This window comes from Burkholderia sp. Bp9143, from assembly GCF_003853645.1.
Lineage (GTDB): Bacteria > Pseudomonadota > Gammaproteobacteria > Burkholderiales > Burkholderiaceae > Burkholderia.
Genome location: NZ_QTPO01000025.1, coordinates 63808 through 87983, shown reverse-complemented (window position 1 = coordinate 87983; position 24176 = coordinate 63808). Strand labels below are relative to the sequence as shown.

Below are 24176 nucleotides of genomic sequence, written 5' to 3'. Positions count from 1 at the left end.
ACTTTACGCCGCCTTCATGCGGCACGCAGCGCCCATTCGACATGCTCGCGCACGACCGGCGACGGATCGTCGGCCCGCGCGCGCAACGCGGCGACGATCGCGTCGCGCGCATCGGGCGCGAGCCGATCGGCCGGCGCGCGCAACGCATTGCCGAGCCCGACCGCGAGATTGCGCAGCCAGCTTTCGTAACCGATGCGCCGGATCGCGCTGCCCTGCATCCGCGTATCGAATGTGTCAGCGTCCCAGCCGAACAGCTCGACGAGCGTCGCGCGGTCGAGCCCGTGCCGCACGTCGAAATCGGCGACGGGCGCGGCCTGCGCGAACTTGTTCCACGGACACACGAGCTGGCAGTCGTCGCAGCCGTACACGCGGTTGCCGATCATCGGCCGCAGCGGCTCCGGAATGCTGCCTTTCAGTTCGATCGTCAGGTACGAGATGCAGCGGCGCGCGTCGACGCGATACGGTTCGACGATCGCACCGGTCGGACATGCGCCGATGCAGCGCGTGCAGCTGCCGCAGTGCGCGCCGGGCGTCTCGGGCGCGCTGTCGGGCGCCGTTTGCGCGTCGGTCGGCAGCGGCACGTCGACGTAGATCTCGCCGAGGAAGAACAGCGAACCCGCGTCGCGCTGCAGCAACAGCGTATGCTTGCCGCGCCAGCCGACCCCGGCCTTCTGCGCGAGCTCGACCTCGAGCACCGGCGCCGAATCGGTGAACACGCGGTAGCCGAATGCGCCGATCTCGCGCTCGATGCGCTCCGCGAGCGTCTGCAGGCGGTTGCGCAGCACCTTGTGATAGTCGCGGCCGCGTGCGTAGATCGACACGACGGCCGCCTGAGGATCGTCGAGACGCGCGCGCTCGCGTGCGCGCCAGTCATGCGGCACGAGCGCGCCGGCGGATGCAGCAGGACCGTCGGCGGCAAGTGTCTGGGCCGGCAGATAGGCGAGCCGCGCGGAGATCACGCGTCGCGTACCGGCCACAAGTTCGGCCGGCCGCGCGCGTTTCATCCCGTGTTTCGCCATATAATCCATTTCGCCGTGGTACCCGGCTTCCAGCCAGGCGGCGAGGCCTGCTTCGGCATCCGAGAGATCGGTATCGCTGATGCCGATCGCCCCGAAACCCAATTCGCGCCCCCACGCCCTGATGCGAGCGGCGAGCGCAGTCAACGTCGCATCATCGAGCGCGCACGGCGCCACGCCTTCGGCACGAGTCGAAGGCCTGTCGGATGCGGCGAGTTCCGGTAATCGGTTCATCGCACTATTTTACGAGAATGCCAGCCACGTCCCATACGCCTCATGCCGACACGCTGCCTGCCCCGCTCGCGGAGCGCGTGATCGCACTCGCCGACGAAGCGGCGACCGAGGCCTTCGGCACCCGCTTCGCGCACGCGCTCGACGCGGCACGCGGCGAACTCGCCCATGCACACGCGTTCGACGGACTGCAGATCCAGCTGATCGGCGACCTCGGCGCGGGCAAGACGACCCTCGTGCGCGCGATCCTGCGCGGCCTCGGCCACCCGGGACGCGTGCGCAGCCCGACCTACACGCTCGTCGAACCGTACGCATTCGCACGCGACGACGGGGAACTTGAGGTCTATCACTTCGATCTGTATCGATTCAACGATCCGGCCGAGTGGTCCGACGCAGGCTTTCGCGAATATTTCAATTCCAGCGCGATCTGCCTCGTCGAATGGCCGCAACAGGCAGGCACCCTGCTCGGCGTGCCCGATCTGGTTTTCTCGCTCGACATTGATGGCGACGGCCGCGCCCTCACCGTCCGGGCGTACAGCGCTTCAGGAAAGGCATGTCTCGAAAGATGTTGATCAAACCGTTCCGCTCGATCGAATCGGCGGCCACAGCGACGCACAACTGGCGGCGCCGCCAGATCTTGTGCGCGGGCGCGTCGACGCTGGTGCTCGGTCTCGTCGCACCGCGGCTCGCGCACGCGTCGTCGGTGCTCGGCGTGCGCGTATGGCCCGCGCGCGATTACACGCGCGTCACGATCGAATCCGACCAGCCGCTGCAGAATAGCCAACAGCTGCTGCAGGGGCCCGACCGGCTCGTCGTCGACCTGAACGGGCTCGATCTCGACCAGGCGCTGCGCGACCTCGTGTCGAAGATCGCGCCGAACGATCCGCAGATCCAGTCGGTGCGCGTCGGCCAGTATCAGCCGCACGTCGTGCGGATGGTGTTCGACCTGAAAGGCTCGGTGAAGCCGCAGGTATTCACGCTGCCGCCGGTGGGCACCTACAAGTACCGGCTCGTGTTCGACCTGTATCCGGCCGTCGCACCCGATCCGCTGACCGACCTGATCGCGCAGACGGAACGCAAGGAACAGGCGCTCAACGACACCGCGCGCGCGCAGCAGATGCAGCCGCCGACCACGCTCGCGGGCCCGGCCGCGCCGCCGCCCGCCACGGGCGACAACAGCGACGCGTTCTTCCAGCGCTTCGCGCAGAACACGCCGGCGACGCCGCGCACGCCGCCGGCCGCCGCCACGCCTTCCGCACCCGCGAAGCCGGCCGTCAAGCCGCCACCCGTCATCGCGCGCCGCGACGACAGCGACGACGACGGCGATACCTACAAGTTCACCGCGCCGAAATCCGGCAAGGGCGGCACCGTGCGCCTGCTGACGGTCGCGATCGATCCGGGCCACGGCGGCGAGGATCCGGGCGCGATCGGCGGCGGCGGCACGTACGAGAAGCACATCGCACTCGACATCGCGAAGAAGCTGCGCGCAAAGATCGACGGCGCGCCGAACATGCGCGCGATGATGACGCGCGACGCCGACTTCTTCGTCCCGCTGAACGTACGCGTGCAGAAGGCGCGCCGCGTCGGCGCGGATCTCTTCGTGTCGATCCACGCCGATGCGTTCACGACGCCGTCCGCGCGGGGCTCGTCGGTGTTCGCGCTGTCCGACCACGGTGCGTCGAGCGCCGCGGCGCGCTGGCTCGCGAACAAGGAGAACTCGTCCGACCTGATCGGCGGCATCAACATCAAGACGCAGGACGCGGCCGTCAGCCGTGCGCTGTTCGACATGTCGACGACCGCGCAGATCCGCGATTCGCTGCGCTACGGCAACTACGTGCTGAAGGAAGTCGGCGGCATCAACAAGCTGCACAAGGGCTCGGTCGAGCAGGCCGGGTTCGCGGTGTTGAAGGCGCCCGACATTCCGTCGATCCTCGTCGAGACCGCGTTCATCAGCAACCCGGAAGAGGAGAGCAGGCTGAACGACGACAGCTATCGCGACCAGATGGCCGACGCGATCTTCCGCGGCATCAAGCGTTACTTCGCCGCGAATCCGCCGCTCGCGAAGAGCCGGATGGCCTGACGGGCCACCCTCCCCCGCCGCCGGCACGCGCTGCGTGCCGGCGCGTCACGACGCCGCGAAACGGCGCACCAGCTTCCCGCCGAACACGTTCACCGCGAGCCCGCCCATCACGAGCGCGGCGCCGATCAACTGCACGTCCGTCAGATGCTCGTCGAGCAGCAGCGCCGACGACGCGAGCCCGACGATCGGCACCAGCAGCGAGAACTGCGCGACCTGTGCGGCCGGATAGCGCGACATCAGACGGCTCCACAAGCCGTAGCCGACGAGCGTCGCGACGAACGCGAGATAGACGACCGCGAAGATCGACTCGCCGTTCAGACCGAGCAGCGCGGCCTCGATCCGCTGCGGCCCCTCGAACCACAGCGACAGCAGGAAGAACGGCACGGGCGGCACGAGACTCGCCCACACGACGAGCGACACCAGGTTCGCCTTGCCCACCTTCTTCGTGACGATGTTGCCGAACGCCCACATCGCGGCCGAGCAGATCGTCAGCAGGAAGCCCGCGAACGTCATCGCGCGGCCGCCCTGCGCCGCGATCAGGGCGAGCCCGGCCGCGGCGATCGCGAGCCCGACCAGGTTCTGCACGCGCAGCCGCTCGCCGAGGAACAGCATCGCGAACACCAGCGTGAAGAATGCCTGCGACTGCAGCACGAGCGACGCGAGGCCGGCCGGCATGCCGACGTACATGCCGGTGAACAGGAACACGAACTGGCCGAGCTGGATCGTCGCGCCGTACAGGATCAGCATGCGCCACGGAATCTGCGGTCGGCGCACGAAGAACACCGCAGGCACCGCCGCAAGCGTGAAGCGCAGCGCGCCGAGCAGCATCGGCGGCATGCCGTGCAGGCCGACCTTGATCACGACGAAGTTCACGCCCCACGCCAGGATCACGACCAGCGCGAGCAGCAAGTCCTTCGGGGCCATCATCGGCGTCTCCTCAATTGTCAGATGGTTTCCGAGGCCGATCAGTCTACCGAATTTCGCCGTGCGGCCCGATACCCGCGCGGCGCGCATGGAATCGGCAACATGCGGCGACGAAGCGGCAGCGGGAAGGCCGCATCGCGCGTGCCCGCTTGCGCCGGCGCCGCCGGCCGGTGCTTGCGCCCCGCGATGCGCGCGTCGCCGCCGTGCCACCGTGCCACCGTGCCGCCGTGCCGCCGTGCCGCCGTGCCGCCGTGCCGCCGTGCCGCCGTGCCGCCAGTACAATGACCGGCATTCCAGCTGTTCCCCACGAGGCCCGCCATGACCGATCCGATCAAAGCCCTGCTGAAGCCGCACATTCGCGACATCGGCAACCTGCAGGTGCGCCGCACGCTGCCCGCGCTCGCCGCGCGCCTCGTCGGCCCGTTCATCTTCTTCGATCACATGGGCCCCGCGACGCTGCCGGCCGGCACCGGGCTCGACGTGCGCCCGCATCCGCACATCGGACTCGCCACCGTCACCTACCTGTTCGACGGCGCGATCCTGCACCGCGACAGCCTCGGCTCGCTGCAGGAAATCGTGCCGGGAGACGTGAACTGGATGACGGCCGGCCGCGGCATCGTGCACTCGGAGCGCACGCCCGACGCGCAGCGCGCGAGCGGCCATACCGTGCACGGGATCCAGACCTGGGTCGCGCTGCCCGTCGCACACGAAACCACCGAGCCGTCGTTCGAACACCATGCGGCCGACGCGCTGCCGAAGCGCGACGAGAACGGCGTGTCGCTGACGGTGATCGCCGGCGACGCGTTCGGCCTGCGCTCGCCCGTCACGACGTTCTCGCGCACGCTGTATGTCGCCGCGGAATTCGCGGCCGGCGGCAGCCTCGAACTCGACGCGTCGCACGAGGAGCGCGCGGTCTACGTGGTCGGCGGCGACCTCTCGATCGACGGCACGCCGGTGCCGGCCGAGCAGATGGCCGTGCTCGCGCCCGGCGCCACCGTCACGCTCGTGAGCGGCAACGGCGCGCGCGCGATGCTGCTGGGCGGCGACAAGATCGACGGCGAACGCTTCATCGAATGGAACTTCGTCGCCAGCAGCCGCGACGCGATCGAGCGCGCGAAACGGGCGTGGACGAACCAGGAAATGGGCAAGGTCCCCGGCGAAACCGAGTGGATTCCGCTGCCCGAAGCGAAGCCGCGTTGAAAAAGGGGCGCGCCGCCCCCATCCTGACGACATTCGAACGGAAGAGAACGACATGGACACCACGCTTGCCACTTTCGAAAAAGACGTCATCGAGGCGTCGCTGGACACGCCCGTGCTGGTCGACTTCTGGGCGCCGTGGTGCGGCCCCTGCAAGACGCTCGGCCCGCTGCTCGAAAAGCTCGAAGCCGATTACGACGGCCGCTGGAAACTCGTGAAGGTGAACGTCGACGAGAACCAGGAGCTCGCCGCGCACTTCCAGACGCGCAGCATCCCGCACGTGATCGCGTTCGCCGACGGGCGCCCGGTCGACCAGTTCATCGGCGTGCTGCCGGAAGGCCAGTTGCGCGCGTTCCTCGACCGGCTGCTGCCGGCGCCCGACGAAGCCGAACGCCGCGCCGCGCAATACGCGATCGCCGAGTCGCGCTACGACGATGCGCTCACCCACCTCGAAGCGGCGCTCGCGCTGAACCCCGGTTTCGACGACGCACGGCTCGACCTGATCGAACTGCTGCTCGCGAACAACGAGGTGGACACCGCGCGCGCGGAGGCCGAGCGCCTGTCGCCGACCGTGCAGGCTGCGGATCCGCGCTACCAGGCCATCAAGACCCGTTTCGATGCGCTCGACGCGACGGCCGACCTGCCGCCGACCGATGCGCTCGAAGCACGCATCGAAGCGAACCCCGCCGATCTCGAAGCACGCTTCGACCTCGCGCAGAGCCTGATCGCGCGACGCGCGTACGAAGGGGCGCTCGAGCAGTTGCTGGAAATCGTGTTGCGCGACCGCGCGTATGGCGACGACCTCGGCCGCCGCACGATGATCTCGGTATTCGAGCTGGCGGGCGATCGCCCCGAACTCGTGGCCGCATGGCGGCGCAAGCTGAGCATGGCGCTCAACTGACGAGCGACCGGCCGGGCCACGATGGCCCGGCCGAATCGCCTTGTCGCGGGCGGCGCGCGGCGGGCCTGCCGCGCCGCAACATTCCCCGGCGCGTCGATCGACTCCCCGATCAGCCCGCGGCCCGCGCCGCGATCGCCCGCAGCGCATGCGCGGCGGCCGCGAAGCCGAAGCTCGCGGTCACGCACACGCTCGAACCGAACCCCGCGCAGTTGAGCCCCGCGACATGCGCGGCGGCGGACGGCTCCGCACCGTCCTCGATATCGCAAGCGGCCGCTTCCGGATAGATCAGCGGCTCGTCCGAATACACGGCGCTGACCTTGAAGCGCGCCTTCGGCCCGCGCGGAAAGCCGTACTGCTTGCGCAGCTGCGCGCGCACCTTCGACAGCAGCGGATCCTGGATCGTCAGCGCGAGATCGTCGATGCGGATGCGCGTCGGGTCGAGCTGCCCGCCCGCGCCGCCGACCGTGACGAGCGGCTGCCCTTTCGCGACGCACCACGCGATCAGCGCGACCTTCGTGCGCACACTGTCGATCGCGTCGATCACGTAGTCGAAGCCGCCGCCGAGCAGCGCGTCGAAGTTGTCGGGTTCCGCGAAATCCTCGATCCGGTTCACGCGGCACGCGGGATCGATCAGCGCGATCCGCTCGGCCATCGCGTCGACCTTCGGCTTGCCGTAATTGCCGTCGAGCGCATGGATCTGCCGATTCGTATTGCTTTCGGCGACGTTGTCGAGATCGATCAGCGTCAGCGTGCCGATCGCGCTGCGCGCGAGCGCCTCGGCCGTCCACGATCCGACGCCGCCGATGCCGATCACGGCAACGTGCGCCCCCTCGAACGCGGCGAGCGCGGGGGCGCCGTACAGCCGCGCGATGCCGCCAAAGCGGCGTTCGCGATCCACGTCAAGCTTGATTGTCGGGGTCGGGGTAAGATCAGAAGAACTGGGCGGGGCAGTGTCGGCAGCGGACATGGCAGCAAGGAAAACGTAAGTCGAGCAGCCCTCTATTTTGCCTGAACTCCCCGTCGACACGCGCCACTGTGCACGCACGATTCTCGCGCGTTCGCTATACTGGCCCCAGATTGAAGCGTTTGCATAACATGACGACTCTCGCCGATCTCCGCATCAATTATTCGCGTGCTTCGCTCGACGAAGCCGATGCCGCCCCCGACCCCTTCGCCCAGTTCGATCGCTGGTTCAAGGAGGCGCTCGCCGCCAAGCTCCCCGAGCCCAATACGATGACGCTCGCCACCGTCGGCGATAACGGCCGGCCGTCGGCCCGAATCGTGCTCATCAAGGGCGTCGACGAACGCGGGTTCGTCTTCTTTACCAATTACGAAAGCCGCAAGGGCCGCGATCTCGCCGCCCATCCGCACGCGGCGCTGCTGTTCTACTGGATCGAGCTCGAGCGCCAGGTGCGCATCGAAGGCCGGATCGAGAAGACCAGCGCCGACGAAAGCGACCGCTATTTCGCGTCGCGCCCGCTCGGCTCGCGCATCGGTGCGTGGGCGTCGGAGCAGAGCGCCGTGATCGACAGCCGCGCGACGCTCGAAGCGCGCGAGAAGGATGTCGCGGAACGCTACGGCGAGAACCCGCCACGGCCGGCGCACTGGGGCGGCTATCGCGTCGTGCCCGATGCGATCGAGTTCTGGCAGGGCCGCCCGTCGCGGCTGCACGACCGCCTGCTCTATACGCGCGACGCCGCGGCGGCGTCTGGCTGGACGATCTCGCGCCTGTCGCCGTAAGCCGAACCGCGGCCGCGGTGCCGGCGCTCGCCGGTCGTGTCTCGTGTTGCATTCGGGCGCCCGCCTCGCGAGAGGCGGGCGCCGGTCAAGATACTTGGCTGTATTCGATTCAACGAACAAACGGAGATTCCAAATGTTCTGGGAAAAGAAGCTGGCACAGTGGGCGGACGAAGTACGGGCGAAGGCGAACATACCGGCGCGCCTCGTGCTGTGGAACGGCGATCAACTCGATTTCGGCACCTTCAGCGCGCCGCAGGTCACGCTGAAGGTCAACAGCGCGTCCGCGTTGCCGCTCCTGCTCGAACCGAGCCTCGACAATCTCGGCGAGGCATACGTGAAGGGCAAGATCGACATCGAGGGCCGGCTGTCGGACATCATCAACATCAGCTACTCGCTCGCGCGCAACACGGTCACCAGCGCCGGCAAGCTCGCGCGCGTGAGGCGCTACTTCAATCACACGAAGAGCACCGACCGGAAGGCGATCCAGTATCACTACGACGTCTCGAACGCGTTCTACCAGCTGTGGCTCGACGAGAACATGGTGTACTCGTGCGCGTACTTCGAGAACGGCGACGAGGATCTCGCGACCGCGCAGATCAAGAAGATCGACCACATCCTGACCAAGATCCAGCTCGAGCCCGGCCAGTGCCTGCTCGACATCGGCTGCGGCTGGGGCGCGCTCGTGCTGCGCGCCGCGCAGAAGTTCGGCGCGACGTGCCTGGGCGTGACGCTGTCGCAGAACCAGTTCGATCTCGCGACCGCACGCGTGAAGGCCGCCGGGCTCGAGGACAAGATCGAGATCCGCCTGCAGGACTACCGCGAGATCGAGGGCCAGTTCGACCGCATCACGAGCGTCGGGATGTTCGAGCACGTCGGCCGCAAGAACCTGCCGCTCTATTTCTCGCGCGTGCACGACCTGCTGACCGACGACGGCATCGCGATGAACCACGGGATCACGTCGACCGACGCGGAAAGCGGCGAAACGGCGCTCGGCGGCGGCGAATTCATTGACCGCTACGTGTTCCCGGACGGCGAGCTGCCGCACATCAGCCTCGCGCTCGAAGCGGCGCAGCGCGGCGGGCTCGAGGCGATTGACGTCGAAAGCCTGCGGCGGCACTATGCGCGCACGCTCGAGATCTGGACCGAGAACTTCGAGGCGAAGGCGGAACAGGCGCGCGCGCTCGTCGACGACGAAAAATTCCGCATCTGGCGCGTGTACCTCGCCGGTTGCGCGTATGCGTTCGAGCACGACGACGTGTCGATCTTCCAGATCGTGTGCCGCAAGGCCGGACGCAGCGCAAAAACGCTGCCGTGGTCGCGGCGCTACATGTACGAAAAACCGCTGCCGCGCTAGGCGGCACTTCACGCTGGGCAGGCATGGGTGACGGCAGGACGCGGGGCAACACGCCGCCGCAACGACAGCAGCGCGACGAACCGGACGGGTCGCACGCCGACGGGCAGTTCGACCTGTTCGGCGCGTCGCCCGACGACACGCGCGCGGCTGCGCCCGCGGAAGACGACCACCCTGCAGGCGCCGGCGAACGCGTGACGCCGGACGAGCGCGATGCCGCGCAACCTGCAAAGTCGCCTGCGCGCGCCGGACGCGCATCACCCCGCCCTTCCGCCAATCAGGAACCGGAACCGCCCCCCGCCTCCGGCCTGCTGTGGGACGAGCCGTCCCCGCCGGCCGCGCCGCAAAAGAAAGGCCGGCGCCGGCGCGGCGTGCCGCCCGCACCGGTTTCCGCGGAAGTCGCCGACGCGGCGGCCGCGCTGCCGCCGAATGTTCGGCTCGGCACGTCGTCGTGGTATTTCCCCGGCTGGGACGGCATCGTCTACGACGGCGACTTCGCGCAAACGAAGCTGTCGCGCGAAGGGCTCGAGGCGTACGGAGCGCATCCGCTGCTGAAGAGCGTGAGCCTCGACCGGTCGTTCTACGGGCCGCTGTCGGTGGCCGACTACCTGCGCTACGCGCAACAGGTACCGGACGACTTCCGCTTCGTCGTGAAGGCGCCGGCGTCCGTCACCGACGCGGTCGTGCGCGGCCGGCGCGGCGAGCCGTCGGGCCCGAACCCGACCTTCCTCGATGCACCGCTCGCCACCCGGGAATTCGTGCAGCCGTGCCTCGAAGGGCTCGGCAGGAAGGCCGGGGTGCTGGTGTTCCAGTTCTCGCCGATTCCCGATCAACTGCTCGCCGAGCCGGCCGCGCTGATCGACCGGCTGTCGGCGTTCTTCGCGGCACTGCCGCCGTTGCCGCCGGACGCCGACGGCACGCGCTACGCGATCGAGATCCGCGACGCGAGCCTGCTCACGCCGCGCTTCATCCGCGCGCTCGCGGCGCTCGGCGTGCGCTACTGCGTCGGCCTGCACGCGCGGATGCCCGACCCGCTGCGCCAGGCGGCCGCGCTCGCGCTGCTCGATGGCGATGCGCCGGGCCCGCTGATCGTGCGCTGGAGCCTGCACGGCGGGTTCAAGTACGAACAGGCAAAAGCGAAGTACGAGCCGTTCGACAAGCTCGTCGACGAGGATCCGGCCACGCGCTCGGCGCTCGCCGAGCTGGCCGCGCGCTATGCGCTGGCCGGACAGCCGGTGATCATCACGATCAACAACAAGGCGGAAGGCTCCGCGCCGCTGTCGTGCCTCGCGCTCGCGCGTGAGATCGCCGCCGCGTGCGCGCACTGGCGCAGCGAGGCGGCGTAGGGGTCGCGGCGCGGGTGCCCGTGCCGCTTGCGGACGGATGCGCCGATTACGCGCCGCGCAGCGACTTCAGCCGGTGCGAGAACTTCTGGCGGAATTTCGCGAGCTTCGGCCCGATCACGACCGAGCAGTAGCCCTGCCCCGGATTGCGCGCGTAATAGTTCTGGTGATAGTCCTCGGCCGGCCAGTAGTTGTCGTCGAGCGGCACGACCTGCGTGACGATCGGTTGCCCGAACACCTGCTCGCGCTCCAGTTCGCGGATCACGTCGAGCGCGACGTCGCGCTGCGCGTCCGAATGCGTGAACACGACCGAACGGTATTGCGTGCCGATGTCGTTGCCCTGGCGGTTCAGCTGGGTCGGATCGTGCGTCGCGAAGAAAATCTCGAGGATCTCGCGATAACCGATGCGCGCCGGATCGAACGTCACGTTCACGACCTCCGCGTGACCGGTGTCGCCGTCGCATACGTCACGATAGCCGGGATTGCGCGTATGGCCGCCCGCATAGCCCGACTGGACGGCCGTCACGCCGTCGACGTCGAGAAACACGGCCTCCGTGCACCAGAAGCACCCGCCGCCCACAGTCGCGGTTTCAAGCATCTCGTTCACCATGAATTCATTACCTCGTTGATGACGGCGGCCGGCACGCGGGCGCGCACCGGCGCCGCCGGTCCGTATCGCCGCTGCCCGGTTGCCCGGCGCGAAACGGCAGCGTCCAAGTATCTCACTCGCGCGCGAATCCGGCAGGACCGCACGCGCGCCGCGCACCACCGGCCGCGCGTTTCTCGACTACACTTAGGCACGCTTCGCCGCGACGGCACACCGTCCGGCTGCACGCAGCGTCCGATGCATGCCCGCCCTGATGCCAACATCATCTGCCGGAACATCGATATGCGCGCCTCAGCAGAAATCGTCCGCATTGCGGGCCAGACCGCCGGTGCCCCGCGCGCCGTCGCTTTCACCGCACCCTCGCGTCGCCCGGCGCCCGTTGCGCCGCATGCGCGGCGACCCGGTGCACCGCGTTTCCCCGCTTTCCCGATCTGATGCACCGCACCGCACGCCCTGCAAATGCGTGCGGCCGCCGGCGCATTCGCATCACACGACTTGTTCGACCCGCACGTCCGCACTGAACGGCCGTGCGCCCGTGATCCGATACCACCGAGAGAGGCACTACGATGAGCATGCGGCCTGACCCGACATTTCACGCATCGCCGGAACTGGCGATGCAGGCGCCGGCGGAGGAATTTGCCTATACGTTGTTGCTGAGCCCCGATTTTTCCAGACCCGACGCGCTCGCCGTGATCGACGTGAAACCCGGCTCGGCGACCTACGGCAAGATCGTGCACACGGTGACGATGCCGAACACCGGCGACGAGTTTCACCACTTCGGCTGGAATGCGTGCTCGTCGTCGCTGTCGCCGCTGACCGGTCACGCGTTCCTCGAGCGCCGCTTCCTGATCATCCCCGGCCTGCGCTCGTCGCGGATCTACGTGATCGACACGAAACCGCACCCGACGCAGGCACGCATCCACAAGATCATCGAGCCCGACGAGGTGTTCGCGAAGACCGGCTATTCGCGGCCGCATACGGTTCATTGCGGCCCCGAGGGTATCTACGTGAGTACGCTCGGCGGCGCGGGCAAGGACGGCACCGACGGCGCACCCGGCATCTTCATCATGGACTGCGAGACCTTCGACGTGCTCGGCCGCTGGGAAATCGATCGCGGCCCGCAGGACAAGCATTACGACTTCTGGTGGAACCTGCCGCGCGACTACATGGTGTCGAGCGAATGGGCGCTGCCGCCGCAATTCGAGAACGGCATCGTGCCGGAAGACCTGCTCGCGAACCGGTACGGCCACCGGCTGCATTTCTGGGACCTGCGCGCACGACGCAATGTGCAGACGATCGATCTCGGCGCGCACCACCAGATGGCGCTGGAGGTGCGACCCGCGCACGATCCGGTGCGCGAATACGGGTTCGTCGGCGTCGTGGTCGACACGACCAATCTCGAAGGGTCGATCTGGACCTGGTGGCGCGAGGACGGCCAGTTCCATGTGAAGAAGACCGCGACGATTCCGCCCGAGCCGGCCGCCGCCGACGAGTTGCCGCCGCTGCTCAGGGGATTCGGCGCGGTGCCGCCGCTCGTGACCGACATCGACCTGTCGCTCGACGACCGCTTCCTGTACGTGTCGTGCTGGGGGACCGGCGAGATGCGCCAGTACGACGTGTCGGATCCGCATCACCCGGTGCTCGCGGGGTCGGTACGCATCGGCGGGATCGTGCACCGCGCGCCGCACACGAACGGCCGCGCGTTCGCGGGTGGCCCGCAGATGGTCGAGATCAGCCGCGACGGCCGGCGCGTGTACTGGACCAACTCGCTGTACTCGACGTGGGACGACCAGTTCTATCCGGACGGCGTGCCGGCCGCGCAGGTGCTCGCGCATGCGGGGCCGGACGGCGGGCTGACGCTCGCCGACGACTACTGGGTCGACTTCCCCGACGGCTATCGCGCGCACCAGATCCGGCTCGAAGGCGGCGACTGCTCGACCGACTCGTTCTGCTATCCGTCGGTCAAGCGTTGAGCACCGGCCTCTCCGCGCCGCTCGCGCTGTGGGCGGCCGTGCTCGCGAGCGGCGTCTATCACGGGCTCAATCCGGCGATGGGCTGGCCGCTCGCGGTCTCGAACGCGCTGATGACGCGCCGCGTCGGCGCGCTCGTCGCGGCGCTCGGCTATCTCGCGCTCGGTCATGCGCTCGCGGTATTCATGGTGATGTTGCCGTTCGGGCTGCTCGCCGCGCTGCTCGCATGGCAGTCGGCGATCCGGATCGGTGCGAGCGCGCTCGTGATCGGCTTCGGCGCGGCGCTGCTGATCCGGCGGCGGCATCCGCGCGCGCTCGCGCGGATTCCGCCCGCGCGGCTCGGCCTGTGGTCGTTCGCGGTCGCGCTCGCGCATGGCGCGGGGCTGATGCTGGTGCCGATCTATCTGGGGCTTTGCGGGCTCGACACGGACGCCGGCCATCGCGCGGCGGCCACGCTCGTCGACGCGCATCTCGGGATGGCGCTCGTCGTCGCGGCCGTGCACGCGGCCGCGATGATCGGCGCGGGCGGCGTGCTCGCGTGGCTGGTATACCGCTATCTCGGGCTGAAGTTCGTCGCGCGGAGCTGGTTCAATCTCGATGCGGTGTGGGCGTCGAGCCTGATCCTGACGGGGGCTCTGTCGCTCGGGCTGGCGGCGGCGCAGTAGCGCAGAGCGGCGACTGCCGCGGAGCTCACGCGTGATTCATGATGTGGCCGATGGCGTGCCCCATGGACGGGTCACTGCCATCGCGCAATGAAACGCGACAGAAACGCCGCCGCGGACACGATTGCAGCGCCGCGCGCCAGTGTTCGCTACCTCACACTGGCCCCGCAATCCACCGTCCGCACGGGCCCGGCGGTCGCGATTCCGCTAAAATCGCGCCATGCGCACCACTTCCCGACCGACCGCCCTGGCCTTGCTGCCTTTCGTCCGCCGCGCCCCCCGCACCCGCCGCGCGCCGCGCCTGTCCGTTTCGATCCGGATGGCCGCCCGATGAAGCACGCCACCCCACCCGATTTCGATTCGGCCGCCTTTCGCCAGGCGCTCGGCCAGTTCGCGACCGGCGTCACCGTCATCACGACGCGTGCGCCGTCCGGGCAGCTGATCGGCATCACCGCGAGCTCGTTCAACTCGGTGTCGCTCGATCCGCCGCTCGTGCTGTGGAGCCTCGCGCACAAATCGGCGTCGACGCCGGTGTTCCGCAGCAACAGCCATTACGTGGTGAACGTGCTCGCGGCGTCGCAGCTCGACCTGTGCAAGCGCTTCTCGACCTACAAGGGCGACCGCTTCGAAGGGATCGCGCACGCGGCCGGCAACTCGGGGATGCCGGTGCTCGACGGTGCGCTCGCGTGGTTCGAATGCCACAACCGCAGCCGCTACGACGAAGGCGACCATGTGATCTTTGTCGGCGAAGTGGAACGCTGCGGCGTGCGTGCCGTGTCGGATGCCGCACCGCCGCTCGTGTTCCACGGCGGCGGCTTCCACGCCCTCACACCGCTTTGATCGCCCCCATGCGCGCCAGCCCGACCGGCGCGCCCGCTTCGTCCTTCAGCGTCTGCAGCACGATGTTCGACCGGATGTCCATCACGCCCGGCGCCTTGTAGAGCCGGTTCAGCACGAAATCCGAATAGTGCTTGAGGTTGTGCGCGAGCACGCGCAGCAGATAGTGGCTCTCGCCCGTCACGACGAACGCGCCGACCACCTCCGGCCATTCGCGCAGCGCTTCCGCGAAGCGCTCGTGCCATTGATTCTCTTCGTTGCGCATCGACACCTGCACGAACGCCTCGAGCTCGAAACCGAGCTTCTCGCGGCTCAGGCACGCGCGATAGTGCTCGATCACGCCCTGCTCCTCGAGCAGGCGCATCCGGCGCAAACAGGCGGACGGCGAAAGCGAGATCCGTTCCGCCAGGTCGAGATTGCTGATTCTGCCCTCCTCCTGCAGTACCGCCAGAATCCGGCAGTCGGTGGCATCGAGCGTGATCGCGTGCATTTTTGGTCCCCGTTTTCCCTCTGATTCGAATTATCTGCCAATCGGGCGGATTGTCCATGTTTATTTCGCAAGCACTTTCTGCGAGCGTCCACCTATCATTCGAAGCATCGATTCACCGATTCATCATGCCATGGACACACTCTGGGACATCTCGCCGCCCGTCAGCCCCGCCACCCCCGTGTGGCCGGGCGACACGCCGGTTTCCGTCGAACGCGTATGGCGGATGGAGGCCGGCTCGCCGGTCAACGTCGCGCGCCTGACGCTGTCGCCGCACACGGGCGCGCACTGCGATGCGCCGCTCCACTACGACGCCGACGGCGCGCCGATCGGCGCGGTGCCGCTCGATACCTATCTCGGCCCGTGCCGCGTGATCCACTGCATCGGCGCGTCGCCGGTCGTGCGACCGGCCGACCTCGAGGCCGCGCTCGACGGCGTGCCGCCGCGCGTGCTGCTGCGCACCTATGCGCGCGCCAGCGTCGAGCAATGGGACAGTGGCTTCTGCGCGGTCGCGCCCGAGACCATCGATCTGCTCGCCGCGCGCGGCGTCAAGCTGATCGGCATCGACACACCGTCGCTCGACCCGCAGGAATCGAAGACCATGGACGCGCATCACCGCGTGCGCGCGCACCGGATGGCGATCCTCGAAGGGATCGTGCTCGACGACGTGCCGCCCGGCGACTACGAACTGATCGCGCTGCCGCTGAAGTTCGCGACGCTCGACGCGAGCCCCGTGCGCGCGGTGCTGCGCGCGCTGCCCGGCCGAACCTCCTGATTAACCGAACCACTGACCCGACATCATGATCAAGACCCGTGAAGACGCGCTCGCCCTCGACCGTGACGACCCGCTCGCCGCGCTGCGCAACCAGTTCGCGCTGCCCGACGGCGTGATCTATCTCGACGGCAACTCGCTCGGCGCGCAGCCGCGCGCATCGGCCGCCCGCGCGCAAGAAGTGATCGGCGCCGAATGGGGCGAAGGCCTGATCCGCAGCTGGAACACCGCCGGCTGGTTCGCACTGCCGCGCCGCCTCGGCGACAAGCTCGCGACGCTGATCGGCGGCGCGCCCGGCGAGACCGTCGTGACCGACACCATCTCGATCAACCTGTTCAAGCTGCTGTCGGCGATGCTGCGCCACCAGGCCGAGCGCGCGCCGGAGCGCCGCGTGATCGTGTCGGAGCGCTCGAACTTCCCGACCGACCTGTACATCGCGCAAGGGCTGATCGAACAGCTCGGCGGCGACTATGAGTTGCGCCTGATCGACGATCCGGCGGACCTGCCCGACGCGCTCGGCGCGGATACGGCCGTCGCGATGATCACGCACGTGAACTACCGCACCGGCTACATGCACGACATGCCGGCCGTCACGCAGCTGGTGCACGACGCGGGCGCGCTGATGCTGTGGGATCTCGCGCACTCGGCCGGCGCGGTGCCGGTCGACCTGAACGGCGCGCATGCGGACGGCGCGGTCGGCTGCACGTACAAGTACCTGAACGGCGGCCCCGGTTCGCCGGCGTTCGTGTGGGTGCCGCACCGCCATCACGCACACTTCTCGCAGCCGCTGTCGGGCTGGTGGGGCCACCGCGCACCGTTCGCGATGCAGCCGGGCTTCGCGCCCGATCCGGGCATCGCGCGCTTCCTGTGCGGCACGCAGCCGATCGTGTCGATGTCGATGGTCGAATGCGGGCTCGACGTGTTCCTGCAGACCGACATGCACGCGATCCGCCGCAAGTCGCTCGCGCTCACCGACGCGTTCATCGCGCTCGTCGAAGCGCGCTGCGCGGGACTGTCGCTGAAGCTCGTCACGCCGCGCGCGCATCACCAGCGCGGCTCGCAGGCGAGCTTCGAGCATCCGCACGGCTACGAGGTGATGCAGGCGCTGATCGCGCGCGGCGTGATCGGCGACTACCGCGAGCCGTACGTGCTGCGCTTCGGCTTCACGCCGCTCTATACGCGCTTCGTCGACGTGTGGGATGCCGTCGAGACGCTGCGCGACATCCTGGCCACCGATGCGTGGAAGGCGCCGGAGTTCGCCGAGCGCGGCGCGGTGACCTGATCGGCATCGCCCGGCGCGCGCGGGTCGCGCGCCGCGCCCCCGTCATTCAAATCTGGAGAGAGTCGTGAATTCTGGTCATATGCAGCTGCCCGGCGACGATGCGCCGACGGGCTGCCCGTTCTCGGGCGCACGCGCGGCCCACCCCGCTCATGAAGCCCCGCACGTGCCGGGCGATGCCGCCGCGCAAGCCGGCTGGCACGACGCGCAGCTCGATTTCTCGAAGTCGATGAGCTACGGCGACTACCTGTCGCTGAATTCGATCCTCGACGCACAGCATCCGCTGTCGCCCGATCACAACGAGATGCTGTTCATCATCCAGCATCAGACGAGCGAGCTGTGGATGAAGCTCGCGCTGTTCGAGCTGCGCGGCGCGCTCGACGCGGTGCGCGGCGACGCGCTGCCGCCCGCGTTCAAGATGCTCGCGCGCGTGTCGCGGATCCTCGAGCAGCTCGTGCAGGCGTGGAACGTGCTGTCGACGATGACGCCGTCCGAGTATTCGGCGATGCGGCCGTATCTCGGCCAGTCGTCGGGCTTCCAGTCGTACCAGTACCGGCAGCTCGAATTCCTGCTCGGCAACAAGAACGTGCAGATGCTGCAGCCGCATGCGCACCGGCCCGACATCCTCGAACAGGTGCGCGCGACGCTCGAGGCGCCGTCGTTCTACGACGAGGTCGTGCGCCTGCTCGCACGGCGCGGCTTCCCGATCGCGCCCGAGCGGCTCGAGCGCGACTGGACACAGCCGATGCGTCACGACGAAACCGTCGAGGCCGCGTGGCTCGAGGTCTATCGTCACCCGCAGCAGCACTGGGAGCTGTACGAGATGGCCGAGGAACTCGTCGATCTCGAGGATGCGTTCCGCCAGTGGCGTTTCCGCCACGTGACGACCGTCGAGCGCATCATCGGCTTCAAGCAGGGCACCGGCGGCACGAGCGGCGCGCCGTATCTGCGCAAGATGCTCGACGTCGTGCTGTTCCCCGAGCTCTGGCACGTGCGCACCACGCTGTAACGCACGCCGTGCGCCCGCGCGTCATGACGACGTGCGGGCCAGCTCCTCCCCTTCGCGCGGCGACGCACGTTCGTGCGCCAGCCGCGGAATGTGCCGCCGCATCGCGAGCAGCGCGATGCACACCACGCCCATCGCGGCGGCCAGCATCGTCAGGTACGCGGTCGCGCCGCCCGTGGTGATCACGAGCGCGCCCGCGAACGCGCTGAGGATCGCGCCGAGCCTGCCGAATGCGAGCGCGCTCGCGGTGCCGGTCGCCCGCACCGCCGTCGGGTAGATGTACGCGCAGAGCGCATACATCGTCGACTGCACCGCGTTCACGAACAGTCCGTGCAGGCCAAGCCCGACGATCAGCCAGCCCGTGTGGCGTCCCGCATCCACCCCCATCAGCCACACCGCGCTCACGGCGCCGCCGATGCTGCACAGCGCAAGCGGCCAGCGCGAACCGGCATGCGCGATCGCCCATGCACACAGCAGCGCGCCGATCACGCCGCCGAGGTTGTACGCGGTGAGTCCCGAGCCCGCGACCGACACGCTCAGCCCGCTCGCGGCCAGCATCGTCGGCAGCCAGCTGAATGCCGCATACACCGCGAGCAGGCACATGAAGAACGCGCACCACAACGCGATCGTGTCGCGCGCTTGCCCGCCGGCGAACAGCGCACCGAACCCGCCTCGTGCGCCGGGCGCGCGTGCATCGCGCAGATCGGTAAACGCGGTGCCGGGTGCGACGGGCCGCTGCATGCGCGCGAGCAGCGCGCCGAGTTCCGGCCAGCGTGCGGGGCGACGCGCCAGGTAGCGCGGCGATTCGGGCAGCGCGCGTACCAGCACGAAGCCGAGCACGAGCGGCAGCGCGCCGCCCGCGAAGAACAGCCCGCGCCAGCCGTAGCGCGGCAGCACCTCGTGCGCGAACAACCCGGCCAGCATGCCGCCGAGCGGCACGCAGACGATCGTCGCCGTCACCATCATCGTGCGGCGCCGCGCGGGCGTGTATTCGGCCGTCATCGTCGTGGCCGTCGGCAGCGCGCCGCCGATCCCGAGCCCCGCGCAGAAACGCAGCATCGCGATCGCCGCGACATCCGGCGCGAAGCCGATCGCGCAGGTCGCGATGCCGAACAGGAACACGCTGCCGATCACGGCCTGGCGGCGGCCGAAGCGGTCCGCGACGAGCCCCGCGCATGCGCTGCCGATACCCATCCCGACCAGCCCGGCGGCCACCGCCGGCGCGAACGCGCCGCGCGTGATCCCCCATTCGCGGATCAGCACCGGAATCGCGAAGCCGATCAACTGGCCGTCGAAGCCGTCGAGCACGATCGCGAGCGCGGCGAGCAGCACCACGCAACGCTGCATCGGCGTGAACGGGCCATCGTCGAGCGTCGCGTCGATGTCGACCGGCGGCGGCTGCAATCCGTCGCGCGTGCTCATGCGACCTCCCGGGTGCCACGCATCGGTGGCATCGGTGGCAACGTGCGCGAACGGCGCGCGGCAAGACAACGGCATTCGATGGCTTTCATGGCGTCTCCAGTGGCCCGGGCTGGCGCGCTGTCGCGTGCCCGGATCTCGTGTGCTGCACGGTCGGTGTCAACGCGCCCGCGCTGGCTCCGGTGTGCTGTCCAATCCGTCTCGAGCGAACGCCGTCGCCCATGCGCGGCGCGCGCTTCTCGTCGTGCGGCGCTAGCCGGCCGCCGGCCTGATGCTCAATTCATCCGTGCGTCGATCAGCCGGACGAGTGCAAGCAGCGTGTCGGTGTGCGGCACCGCGACGCCCGTCTCGCGCGCCGCCTCCACGACCTGTCCGTTGATCGCATCGATCTCGGTACGGCGGCCCGCGAGCACGTCCTGCAGCATCGACGGCCGATGGCCGCGATGCGCGTGGATCGCATGCTCGAGGTTGCGCGCGATGCGTTCGCCGTCCACGGCGATGCCTTTCGCACGCGCGACGGCAGCCGTCTCCGCCGCGATCGCGAGCGCAAGCCGCGGGCCGCCAGGTTCGCGGCCGAGCTGGTCGACCGTGCAGCCCGTCGCCGCGCACAGCGCGTTGAGCGCCGCGTTGAACGCAACCTTTTCCCAGATCGCGGCCCACACGTCCGCATCGAGCGAACACGCGAGCCCGGCACGCGACAGCGCGTCGGCCACGGCCGCCGCGAACGGGCGCGCCGCGCCGTCGGTCGTCATCATGCGGATCGTGCCCGCACCGTGCGAACGCACGTGCCCCGCCGCGGCGAAGTCGGCCGGCCACGTGGTGACGCCGACCAGAATGCGCTCGAGCGGCACGAACGCGTTCAGCGTCTCGACGTTGCCGAGGCCGTTCTGCAGCGTCAGCACGTATGTACGCGGCGTCAGCAATGCGCGTACGCCTTCGAGCGCCGCACGTGTGTGCAGCGATTTCGTGAAAACGATCAGCAGGTCGAATGGTGTGTCGGGCGATGCGCTTGCCGCCGCATTCGCCGCTTCCGGCCGCACGGCCTGCAACGCGTGGATGCGGCGTTCGCCGCGATCGTCGTCGATACGCAGCCCGTCGCGACGGATCGCATCGAGATGCGCGTCGTTCACGTCGATCAGCGTGACGGCCTCGCCGCGTTCGGCCAGCAACCCGCCGAACAGCGAGCCCATCGCACCGGCACCGAGAATCGCGATCTTCATCGTCGGCAGCCTCTCAGAACGGATAGTGGCGCGGCGCGGTCTGCACGGTGATCCAGCGCAGGTCCGTGAACGCGGCGATGCCGGCCTTGCCGCCGAAATGGCCGAAACCGCTGTCCTTCACGCCGCCGAACGGCATCTGCGCCTCGTCGTGCACGGTCGGCCCGTTCACGTGGCAGATGCCCGATTCGATGCGCGCCGCGACGCGCATCGCGCGCGCGACATCGCGGCTGAACACGGCCGACGCCAGCCCGAACGCGTTGTCGTTCGCGCAGCGGATCGCGGCCGCCTCGCCGTCGACCCGCACGATGCCCTTCACCGGCCCGAACGATTCCTCCGCGTAGATCCGCATCGCGGGCGTCACGTGATCCAGCAGCGTTGCCGGGAACAGCGTGCTGTCCGACTTGCCGCCGCAGCGCAGCGTCGCGCCGTGCGCGAGCGCATCGTCGATCAGCGCGTTGCAGCGCTCGACGGCGTTCATGTCGATCAGCGAACCGAGCACGACGGGCCCGCGACGCGGATCGCCGAGCGGCAGCGACGCGGCCTTGGCCGCGAGCTTCGCGACGAACGCGTCGGCAATCGATGCGTCGACGACGATCCGCTCGGTCGACATGCAGATCTGTCCGGAATTCGCGAACGCGCCGAATGCGGCCGCCGCGACCGCCGCGTCGAGATCCGCATCGTCGAGCACGACGAACGGCGCCTTGCCGCCGAGTTCGAGCACCGACGGTTTCAGATGACGCGCGCACGCTTCGGCGACGATCCGCCCGACGCGCGTCGATCCGGTGAAATTCACGCGGCGCACGGCCGGATGGGCGATCAGGGCGTCGACGACGGCGCCCGCATCCTCGGGCGCGTTCGTCACGAAGTTCACGACGCCCGGCGGCAGCCCGGCCTCCTGCAGCGCCTCGACGATCAGCCCGTGCGTGACGGGGCACAGTTCGGAGCCCTTCAGCACGACCGTGTTCCCGCAGGCGAGCGGCAGCGCGAGCGCGCGCGTCGCGAGGATCACCGGCGCGTTCCACGGCGCGATGCCGAGCACGACGCCCGCGGGTTGCCGCACGCCCATCGCGAGCGAACCGGGCACGTCGGACGGGATCAGCTCGCCGCCGATCTGCGTGGTCAGCGACGCGGCCTCGACGAGCCCGCTCGCGGCAAGGTGCACATTGAAGCCGGCCCAAAGCGCCGACGCGCCCGTTTCGGCCGCCATCGCGGCGACGAACTGCTCGTGCTTCGCTTCGAGCGCGGCGGCCGCCTTCAACAGCAGCGCGCGGCGCGCGCCGGGGCCGAGCGCCGCCCATCCGGGAAACGCACGGGCGGCCGCGTCGGCCGCCGCGCGGGCATCGTCGACCGTGGCCGCAGGCGCGGCCGACGCGACTCCGCCGTCGAGCGGGTTGCGGCGCACGAAGGTCGCGCCGCTGGACGAATGGCGGCGTTCGCCGCCGATCAGCATCGATACGGTTTGCATGGATTCTCCGGAACGACGCGCCACGCGCGTCAGGCAACTTCGACGTCGACGACGACGGGCGTATCGGCCCGCAGCGCATCCGTCAGCGTGTCGTGCAGGCGCGCGGCATCGGCGACGTGGATGCCGCGGCACCCCATCCCTTGCGCGAGCGCGACGAAATCCAGGTCGGGCAGATCGGTGCCCTGCACCGGATCGTCGGGACCGAAGCCGAACACGGGCGCGAAGTCCTGCAGCGCAGCGTAGCGCCGATTGTTCAGGATCACGAACGTGATCGGCAGCTTCAACTGCGCGGCACTCCACAATGCCTGAATCGAATAGAGGCTCGACCCGTCGCCGATCAGCCCGATCACGCGCCGCCCCGGCTGCGCGAGCGCGACGCCGACCGCGGCCGGCATCCCGTAGCCGAGCCCGCCGCTGTCCATCGTGTAGAACGTGCCGCTGCGCGTGAACGGCAGGTGCGCCTGCATCACCGGCCGCGCGCTCGGCGCTTCCTCGACGACGATGTCGTGCGCGTCGCGCACGTCGGCGAGCGTCTGCAGCGCGAATGCCACCGACATCCGTTCGCCGGCGGCCGGCGCGTCGGCGCGCGGACGCGCCGGCCGCGGCGCGGGCATCGGCCGCTCGGCCGGCGCCGGCCGGGCCAGCAGGTCGCGCGCCGCGAGCCGCAGGTTGCCGACGACCGCATCGCCCGACGGCGTCCACGCGGCGATGCCTGGATCGTCGACGAGCTGAACGAGCGTGGCGCCCGGCGGCACGTGCGGGCCGAAGCCCTCGATGTGATAGGTGAACGCGGGCGCGCCGAACGCGAACACGAGGTCGTGCCCGTCGAGCCGCGCGACGATCTTCTCGCGGATCGCGGGCAGGAAGCCGGCGAACAGCGGATGGTCCTCGGGAAAGCTGCAGCGCCCCGACATCGGCGCGACGTACACGCTGGCCCGGTGCCGCTCGGCGAGCCGCACGACGTCGTCCCACGCACCGGCCCGATCGACGGCGGCGCCGACCACCAGCGCGGGACGCCGCGCGGCATCGAGCGCATCGCCGAGCCGTGAGAGCGCATCGGGGTCGGGCCGCACGACGCTGCTCACGTCGCGGCGCGGCAGCAACTCGGCCGGCTGGTCCCAGTCGTCGACCGGGATCGACACGAACACCGGTCCGCACGGCTCCTGCATCGCGATCCGGTACGCACGCGCGATCGCGGCCGGCACGTCCTGCGCACGCGCGGGCTCGATGCTCCATTTCACGTACGGCTTCGGCAGCTCGGCGGCCTGCGTCGCGCCGAGGAACGGATCGAACGGCAGGATCGCGCGCGCCTGCTGGCCGGCGGTGACGATCAGCGGCGTGCGGTTCCTGAACGCGGTGAACAGGTTGCCCATCGCGTTGCCGACGCCGGCCGCCGAATGCAGGTTGACGACCGCCGCATTGCCGGTGGCCTGCGCATGACCGTCCGCCATGCCGACCACGACGGCCTCCTGCAGGCCGAGCACGTAGCGGAAATCGGCGGGGAAATCGCGGAACATCGGCAGCTCGGTCGAGCCGGGATTGCCGAACACGCGATCGATGCCGAACTGGCGGAACAAGTCGATGACGGCGTCGCGGACGGTGATCGGGGCGGCGGATTGGGACGGGGTGCCGGACATGCTCGGGCGTCTCCTCGGTGGCTTGGCGGTTT

General features: G+C 69.3%; 22 protein-coding genes. 13 read left to right on the top strand and 9 right to left on the bottom strand.

Annotated features, from left to right (window positions below):
• Positions 1–14: 14 nt before the first annotated feature.
• The gene (queG, locus tag DIE23_RS20010) at positions 15–1250 is read right to left on the bottom strand and encodes a tRNA epoxyqueuosine(34) reductase QueG (RefSeq protein WP_124613721.1); all 1236 of its coding nucleotides are present in this window, start codon (positions 1248–1250) and stop codon (positions 15–17) included.
• A 17-nt stretch (positions 1251–1267) separates the two neighbouring features.
• On the opposite strand from queG, the gene tsaE reads away from it, so the two are divergent.
• A complete protein-coding gene (gene tsaE / locus DIE23_RS20005; RefSeq protein WP_124613720.1) occupies positions 1268–1819 on the top strand; it encodes a tRNA (adenosine(37)-N6)-threonylcarbamoyltransferase complex ATPase subunit type 1 TsaE in 552 nt (183 codons plus the stop codon).
• On the top strand, positions 1801–3327 hold the full coding sequence (locus DIE23_RS20000; protein WP_124613719.1) for an N-acetylmuramoyl-L-alanine amidase: 1527 nt from the start codon (positions 1801–1803) through the stop codon (positions 3325–3327). Before tsaE ends, DIE23_RS20000 begins: the two co-directional genes overlap by 19 nt.
• A gap of 45 nt (positions 3328–3372) precedes the next feature.
• Here DIE23_RS20000 and DIE23_RS19995 read toward each other — a convergent pair whose 3' ends face one another.
• Complete coding sequence (locus DIE23_RS19995; protein ID WP_185646499.1) at positions 3373–4251, bottom strand: EamA family transporter; 879 nt, start codon at positions 4249–4251, stop codon at positions 3373–3375.
• A 318-nt stretch (positions 4252–4569) separates the two neighbouring features.
• On the opposite strand from DIE23_RS19995, the gene DIE23_RS19985 reads away from it, so the two are divergent.
• Together DIE23_RS19985 and trxA are read left to right on the top strand one after the other, a co-directional pair.
• A complete protein-coding gene (locus tag DIE23_RS19985; RefSeq protein WP_124613716.1) occupies positions 4570–5451 on the top strand; it encodes a pirin family protein in 882 nt (293 codons plus the stop codon).
• A 52-nt stretch (positions 5452–5503) separates the two neighbouring features.
• Positions 5504–6349 (top strand): thioredoxin, encoded by an 846-nt coding sequence (trxA, locus tag DIE23_RS19980; RefSeq protein ID WP_124613715.1) that lies wholly within the window; start codon positions 5504–5506, stop codon positions 6347–6349.
• Positions 6350–6458: 109 nt separating this feature from the next.
• Here the strand turns inward: trxA and tcdA are convergent, their stop codons facing one another.
• A complete protein-coding gene (tcdA, locus tag DIE23_RS19975; protein WP_124613714.1) occupies positions 6459–7316 on the bottom strand; it encodes a tRNA cyclic N6-threonylcarbamoyladenosine(37) synthase TcdA in 858 nt (285 codons plus the stop codon).
• A gap of 128 nt (positions 7317–7444) precedes the next feature.
• Here tcdA and pdxH point away from each other — a divergent pair, with 128 nt between their 5' ends.
• From pdxH to DIE23_RS19960, 3 genes are all read left to right on the top strand, one after another.
• Positions 7445–8089: a pyridoxamine 5'-phosphate oxidase gene (gene pdxH / locus DIE23_RS19970; RefSeq protein WP_124613713.1), complete on the top strand. Its 645-nt coding sequence runs from the start codon at positions 7445–7447 to the stop codon at positions 8087–8089.
• Between the two features lie 133 nt (positions 8090–8222).
• Positions 8223–9443 carry a cyclopropane-fatty-acyl-phospholipid synthase family protein gene (locus DIE23_RS19965; protein WP_124613712.1) on the top strand — a complete coding sequence of 407 codons (1221 nt, stop codon included), beginning with the start codon at positions 8223–8225 and terminating at the stop codon, positions 9441–9443.
• A 23-nt stretch (positions 9444–9466) separates the two neighbouring features.
• A complete protein-coding gene (locus DIE23_RS19960; RefSeq protein WP_124613711.1) occupies positions 9467–10786 on the top strand; it encodes a DUF72 domain-containing protein in 1320 nt (439 codons plus the stop codon).
• A 46-nt stretch (positions 10787–10832) separates the two neighbouring features.
• Here the strand turns inward: DIE23_RS19960 and msrA are convergent, their stop codons facing one another.
• Complete coding sequence (gene msrA / locus DIE23_RS19955; protein ID WP_124613710.1) at positions 10833–11393, bottom strand: peptide-methionine (S)-S-oxide reductase MsrA; 561 nt, start codon at positions 11391–11393, stop codon at positions 10833–10835.
• Between the two features lie 563 nt (positions 11394–11956).
• On the opposite strand from msrA, the gene DIE23_RS19950 reads away from it, so the two are divergent.
• The 3 genes from DIE23_RS19950 to DIE23_RS19940 all read left to right on the top strand — a co-directional run bounded on the left by DIE23_RS19950 (position 11957) and on the right by DIE23_RS19940 (position 14862).
• Complete coding sequence (locus tag DIE23_RS19950) at positions 11957–13363, top strand: selenium-binding protein SBP56-related protein (RefSeq protein ID WP_124613709.1); 1407 nt, start codon at positions 11957–11959, stop codon at positions 13361–13363.
• Positions 13360–14025, top strand: coding sequence for a hypothetical protein (locus tag DIE23_RS19945; RefSeq protein ID WP_124613708.1), 666 nt, complete (start codon positions 13360–13362; stop codon positions 14023–14025). The genes DIE23_RS19950 and DIE23_RS19945 overlap by 4 nt, the downstream gene beginning before the upstream one ends.
• Positions 14026–14352: 327 nt before the next feature.
• Positions 14353–14862 carry a flavin reductase family protein gene (locus DIE23_RS19940; protein WP_124613707.1) on the top strand — a complete coding sequence of 170 codons (510 nt, stop codon included), beginning with the start codon at positions 14353–14355 and terminating at the stop codon, positions 14860–14862.
• Here DIE23_RS19940 and DIE23_RS19935 read toward each other — a convergent pair.
• The gene (locus DIE23_RS19935) at positions 14849–15349 is read right to left on the bottom strand and encodes an Lrp/AsnC family transcriptional regulator (RefSeq protein ID WP_044844460.1); all 501 of its coding nucleotides are present in this window, start codon (positions 15347–15349) and stop codon (positions 14849–14851) included. The two genes, DIE23_RS19940 and DIE23_RS19935, sit on opposite strands and share 14 nt — an antisense overlap.
• Positions 15350–15479: 130 nt before the next feature.
• Between DIE23_RS19935 and kynB the strand changes: the two genes are divergently transcribed.
• The 3 genes from kynB (at position 15480) to kynA (ending at position 18406) form a co-directional block, all read left to right on the top strand.
• The gene (kynB, locus tag DIE23_RS19930; RefSeq protein ID WP_124613706.1) at positions 15480–16121 is read left to right on the top strand and encodes an arylformamidase; all 642 of its coding nucleotides are present in this window, start codon (positions 15480–15482) and stop codon (positions 16119–16121) included.
• Between the two features lie 25 nt (positions 16122–16146).
• Positions 16147–17400 carry a kynureninase gene (kynU, locus tag DIE23_RS19925; RefSeq protein ID WP_409364242.1) on the top strand — a complete coding sequence of 418 codons (1254 nt, stop codon included), beginning with the start codon at positions 16147–16149 and terminating at the stop codon, positions 17398–17400.
• Positions 17401–17479: 79 nt separating this feature from the next.
• On the top strand, positions 17480–18406 hold the full coding sequence (kynA, locus tag DIE23_RS19920; RefSeq protein ID WP_124613745.1) for a tryptophan 2,3-dioxygenase: 927 nt from the start codon (positions 17480–17482) through the stop codon (positions 18404–18406).
• A 21-nt stretch (positions 18407–18427) separates the two neighbouring features.
• Here kynA and DIE23_RS19915 read toward each other — a convergent pair whose 3' ends face one another.
• The 4 genes from DIE23_RS19915 to mdlC all read right to left on the bottom strand — a co-directional run bounded on the left by DIE23_RS19915 (position 18428) and on the right by mdlC (position 24144).
• Positions 18428–19825 (bottom strand): MFS transporter, encoded by a 1398-nt coding sequence (locus DIE23_RS19915; RefSeq protein ID WP_124613705.1) that lies wholly within the window; start codon positions 19823–19825, stop codon positions 18428–18430.
• A 272-nt stretch (positions 19826–20097) separates the two neighbouring features.
• On the bottom strand, positions 20098–21042 hold the full coding sequence (locus DIE23_RS19910; RefSeq protein WP_124613704.1) for a ketopantoate reductase family protein: 945 nt from the start codon (positions 21040–21042) through the stop codon (positions 20098–20100).
• Between the two features lie 13 nt (positions 21043–21055).
• Positions 21056–22507 (bottom strand): aldehyde dehydrogenase family protein, encoded by a 1452-nt coding sequence (locus tag DIE23_RS19905; protein ID WP_124613703.1) that lies wholly within the window; start codon positions 22505–22507, stop codon positions 21056–21058.
• Between the two features lie 29 nt (positions 22508–22536).
• Positions 22537–24144: a benzoylformate decarboxylase gene (mdlC, locus tag DIE23_RS19900; RefSeq protein WP_124613702.1), complete on the bottom strand. Its 1608-nt coding sequence runs from the start codon at positions 24142–24144 to the stop codon at positions 22537–22539.
• Between the last annotated feature and the right edge of the window lie 32 nt (positions 24145–24176).

What these genes read in the sequence shown, in the direction of transcription:
- queG (WP_124613721.1), bottom strand. Translation starts at nt 1,250, where the DNA reads ATGAACCGATTACCGGAACTCGCCGCATCCGACAGGCCTTCGACTCGT.
- tsaE (WP_124613720.1), top strand. Translation starts at nt 1,268, where the DNA reads ATGCCAGCCACGTCCCATACGCCTCATGCCGACACGCTGCCTGCCCCG.
- DIE23_RS20000 (WP_124613719.1), top strand. Translation starts at nt 1,801, where the DNA reads ATGTCTCGAAAGATGTTGATCAAACCGTTCCGCTCGATCGAATCGGCG.
- DIE23_RS19995 (WP_185646499.1), bottom strand. Translation starts at nt 4,251, where the DNA reads ATGGCCCCGAAGGACTTGCTGCTCGCGCTGGTCGTGATCCTGGCGTGG.
- DIE23_RS19985 (WP_124613716.1), top strand. Translation starts at nt 4,570, where the DNA reads ATGACCGATCCGATCAAAGCCCTGCTGAAGCCGCACATTCGCGACATC.
- trxA (WP_124613715.1), top strand. Translation starts at nt 5,504, where the DNA reads ATGGACACCACGCTTGCCACTTTCGAAAAAGACGTCATCGAGGCGTCG.
- tcdA (WP_124613714.1), bottom strand. Translation starts at nt 7,316, where the DNA reads ATGTCCGCTGCCGACACTGCCCCGCCCAGTTCTTCTGATCTTACCCCG.
- pdxH (WP_124613713.1), top strand. Translation starts at nt 7,445, where the DNA reads ATGACGACTCTCGCCGATCTCCGCATCAATTATTCGCGTGCTTCGCTC.
- DIE23_RS19965 (WP_124613712.1), top strand. Translation starts at nt 8,223, where the DNA reads ATGTTCTGGGAAAAGAAGCTGGCACAGTGGGCGGACGAAGTACGGGCG.
- DIE23_RS19960 (WP_124613711.1), top strand. Translation starts at nt 9,467, where the DNA reads ATGGGTGACGGCAGGACGCGGGGCAACACGCCGCCGCAACGACAGCAG.
- msrA (WP_124613710.1), bottom strand. Translation starts at nt 11,393, where the DNA reads ATGGTGAACGAGATGCTTGAAACCGCGACTGTGGGCGGCGGGTGCTTC.
- DIE23_RS19950 (WP_124613709.1), top strand. Translation starts at nt 11,957, where the DNA reads ATGAGCATGCGGCCTGACCCGACATTTCACGCATCGCCGGAACTGGCG.
- DIE23_RS19940 (WP_124613707.1), top strand. Translation starts at nt 14,353, where the DNA reads ATGAAGCACGCCACCCCACCCGATTTCGATTCGGCCGCCTTTCGCCAG.
- DIE23_RS19935 (WP_044844460.1), bottom strand. Translation starts at nt 15,349, where the DNA reads ATGCACGCGATCACGCTCGATGCCACCGACTGCCGGATTCTGGCGGTA.
- kynB (WP_124613706.1), top strand. Translation starts at nt 15,480, where the DNA reads ATGGACACACTCTGGGACATCTCGCCGCCCGTCAGCCCCGCCACCCCC.
- kynU (WP_409364242.1), top strand. Translation starts at nt 16,147, where the DNA reads ATGATCAAGACCCGTGAAGACGCGCTCGCCCTCGACCGTGACGACCCG.
- kynA (WP_124613745.1), top strand. Translation starts at nt 17,480, where the DNA reads ATGCAGCTGCCCGGCGACGATGCGCCGACGGGCTGCCCGTTCTCGGGC.
- DIE23_RS19915 (WP_124613705.1), bottom strand. Translation starts at nt 19,825, where the DNA reads ATGAGCACGCGCGACGGATTGCAGCCGCCGCCGGTCGACATCGACGCG.
- DIE23_RS19910 (WP_124613704.1), bottom strand. Translation starts at nt 21,042, where the DNA reads ATGAAGATCGCGATTCTCGGTGCCGGTGCGATGGGCTCGCTGTTCGGC.
- DIE23_RS19905 (WP_124613703.1), bottom strand. Translation starts at nt 22,507, where the DNA reads ATGCAAACCGTATCGATGCTGATCGGCGGCGAACGCCGCCATTCGTCC.
- mdlC (WP_124613702.1), bottom strand. Translation starts at nt 24,144, where the DNA reads ATGTCCGGCACCCCGTCCCAATCCGCCGCCCCGATCACCGTCCGCGAC.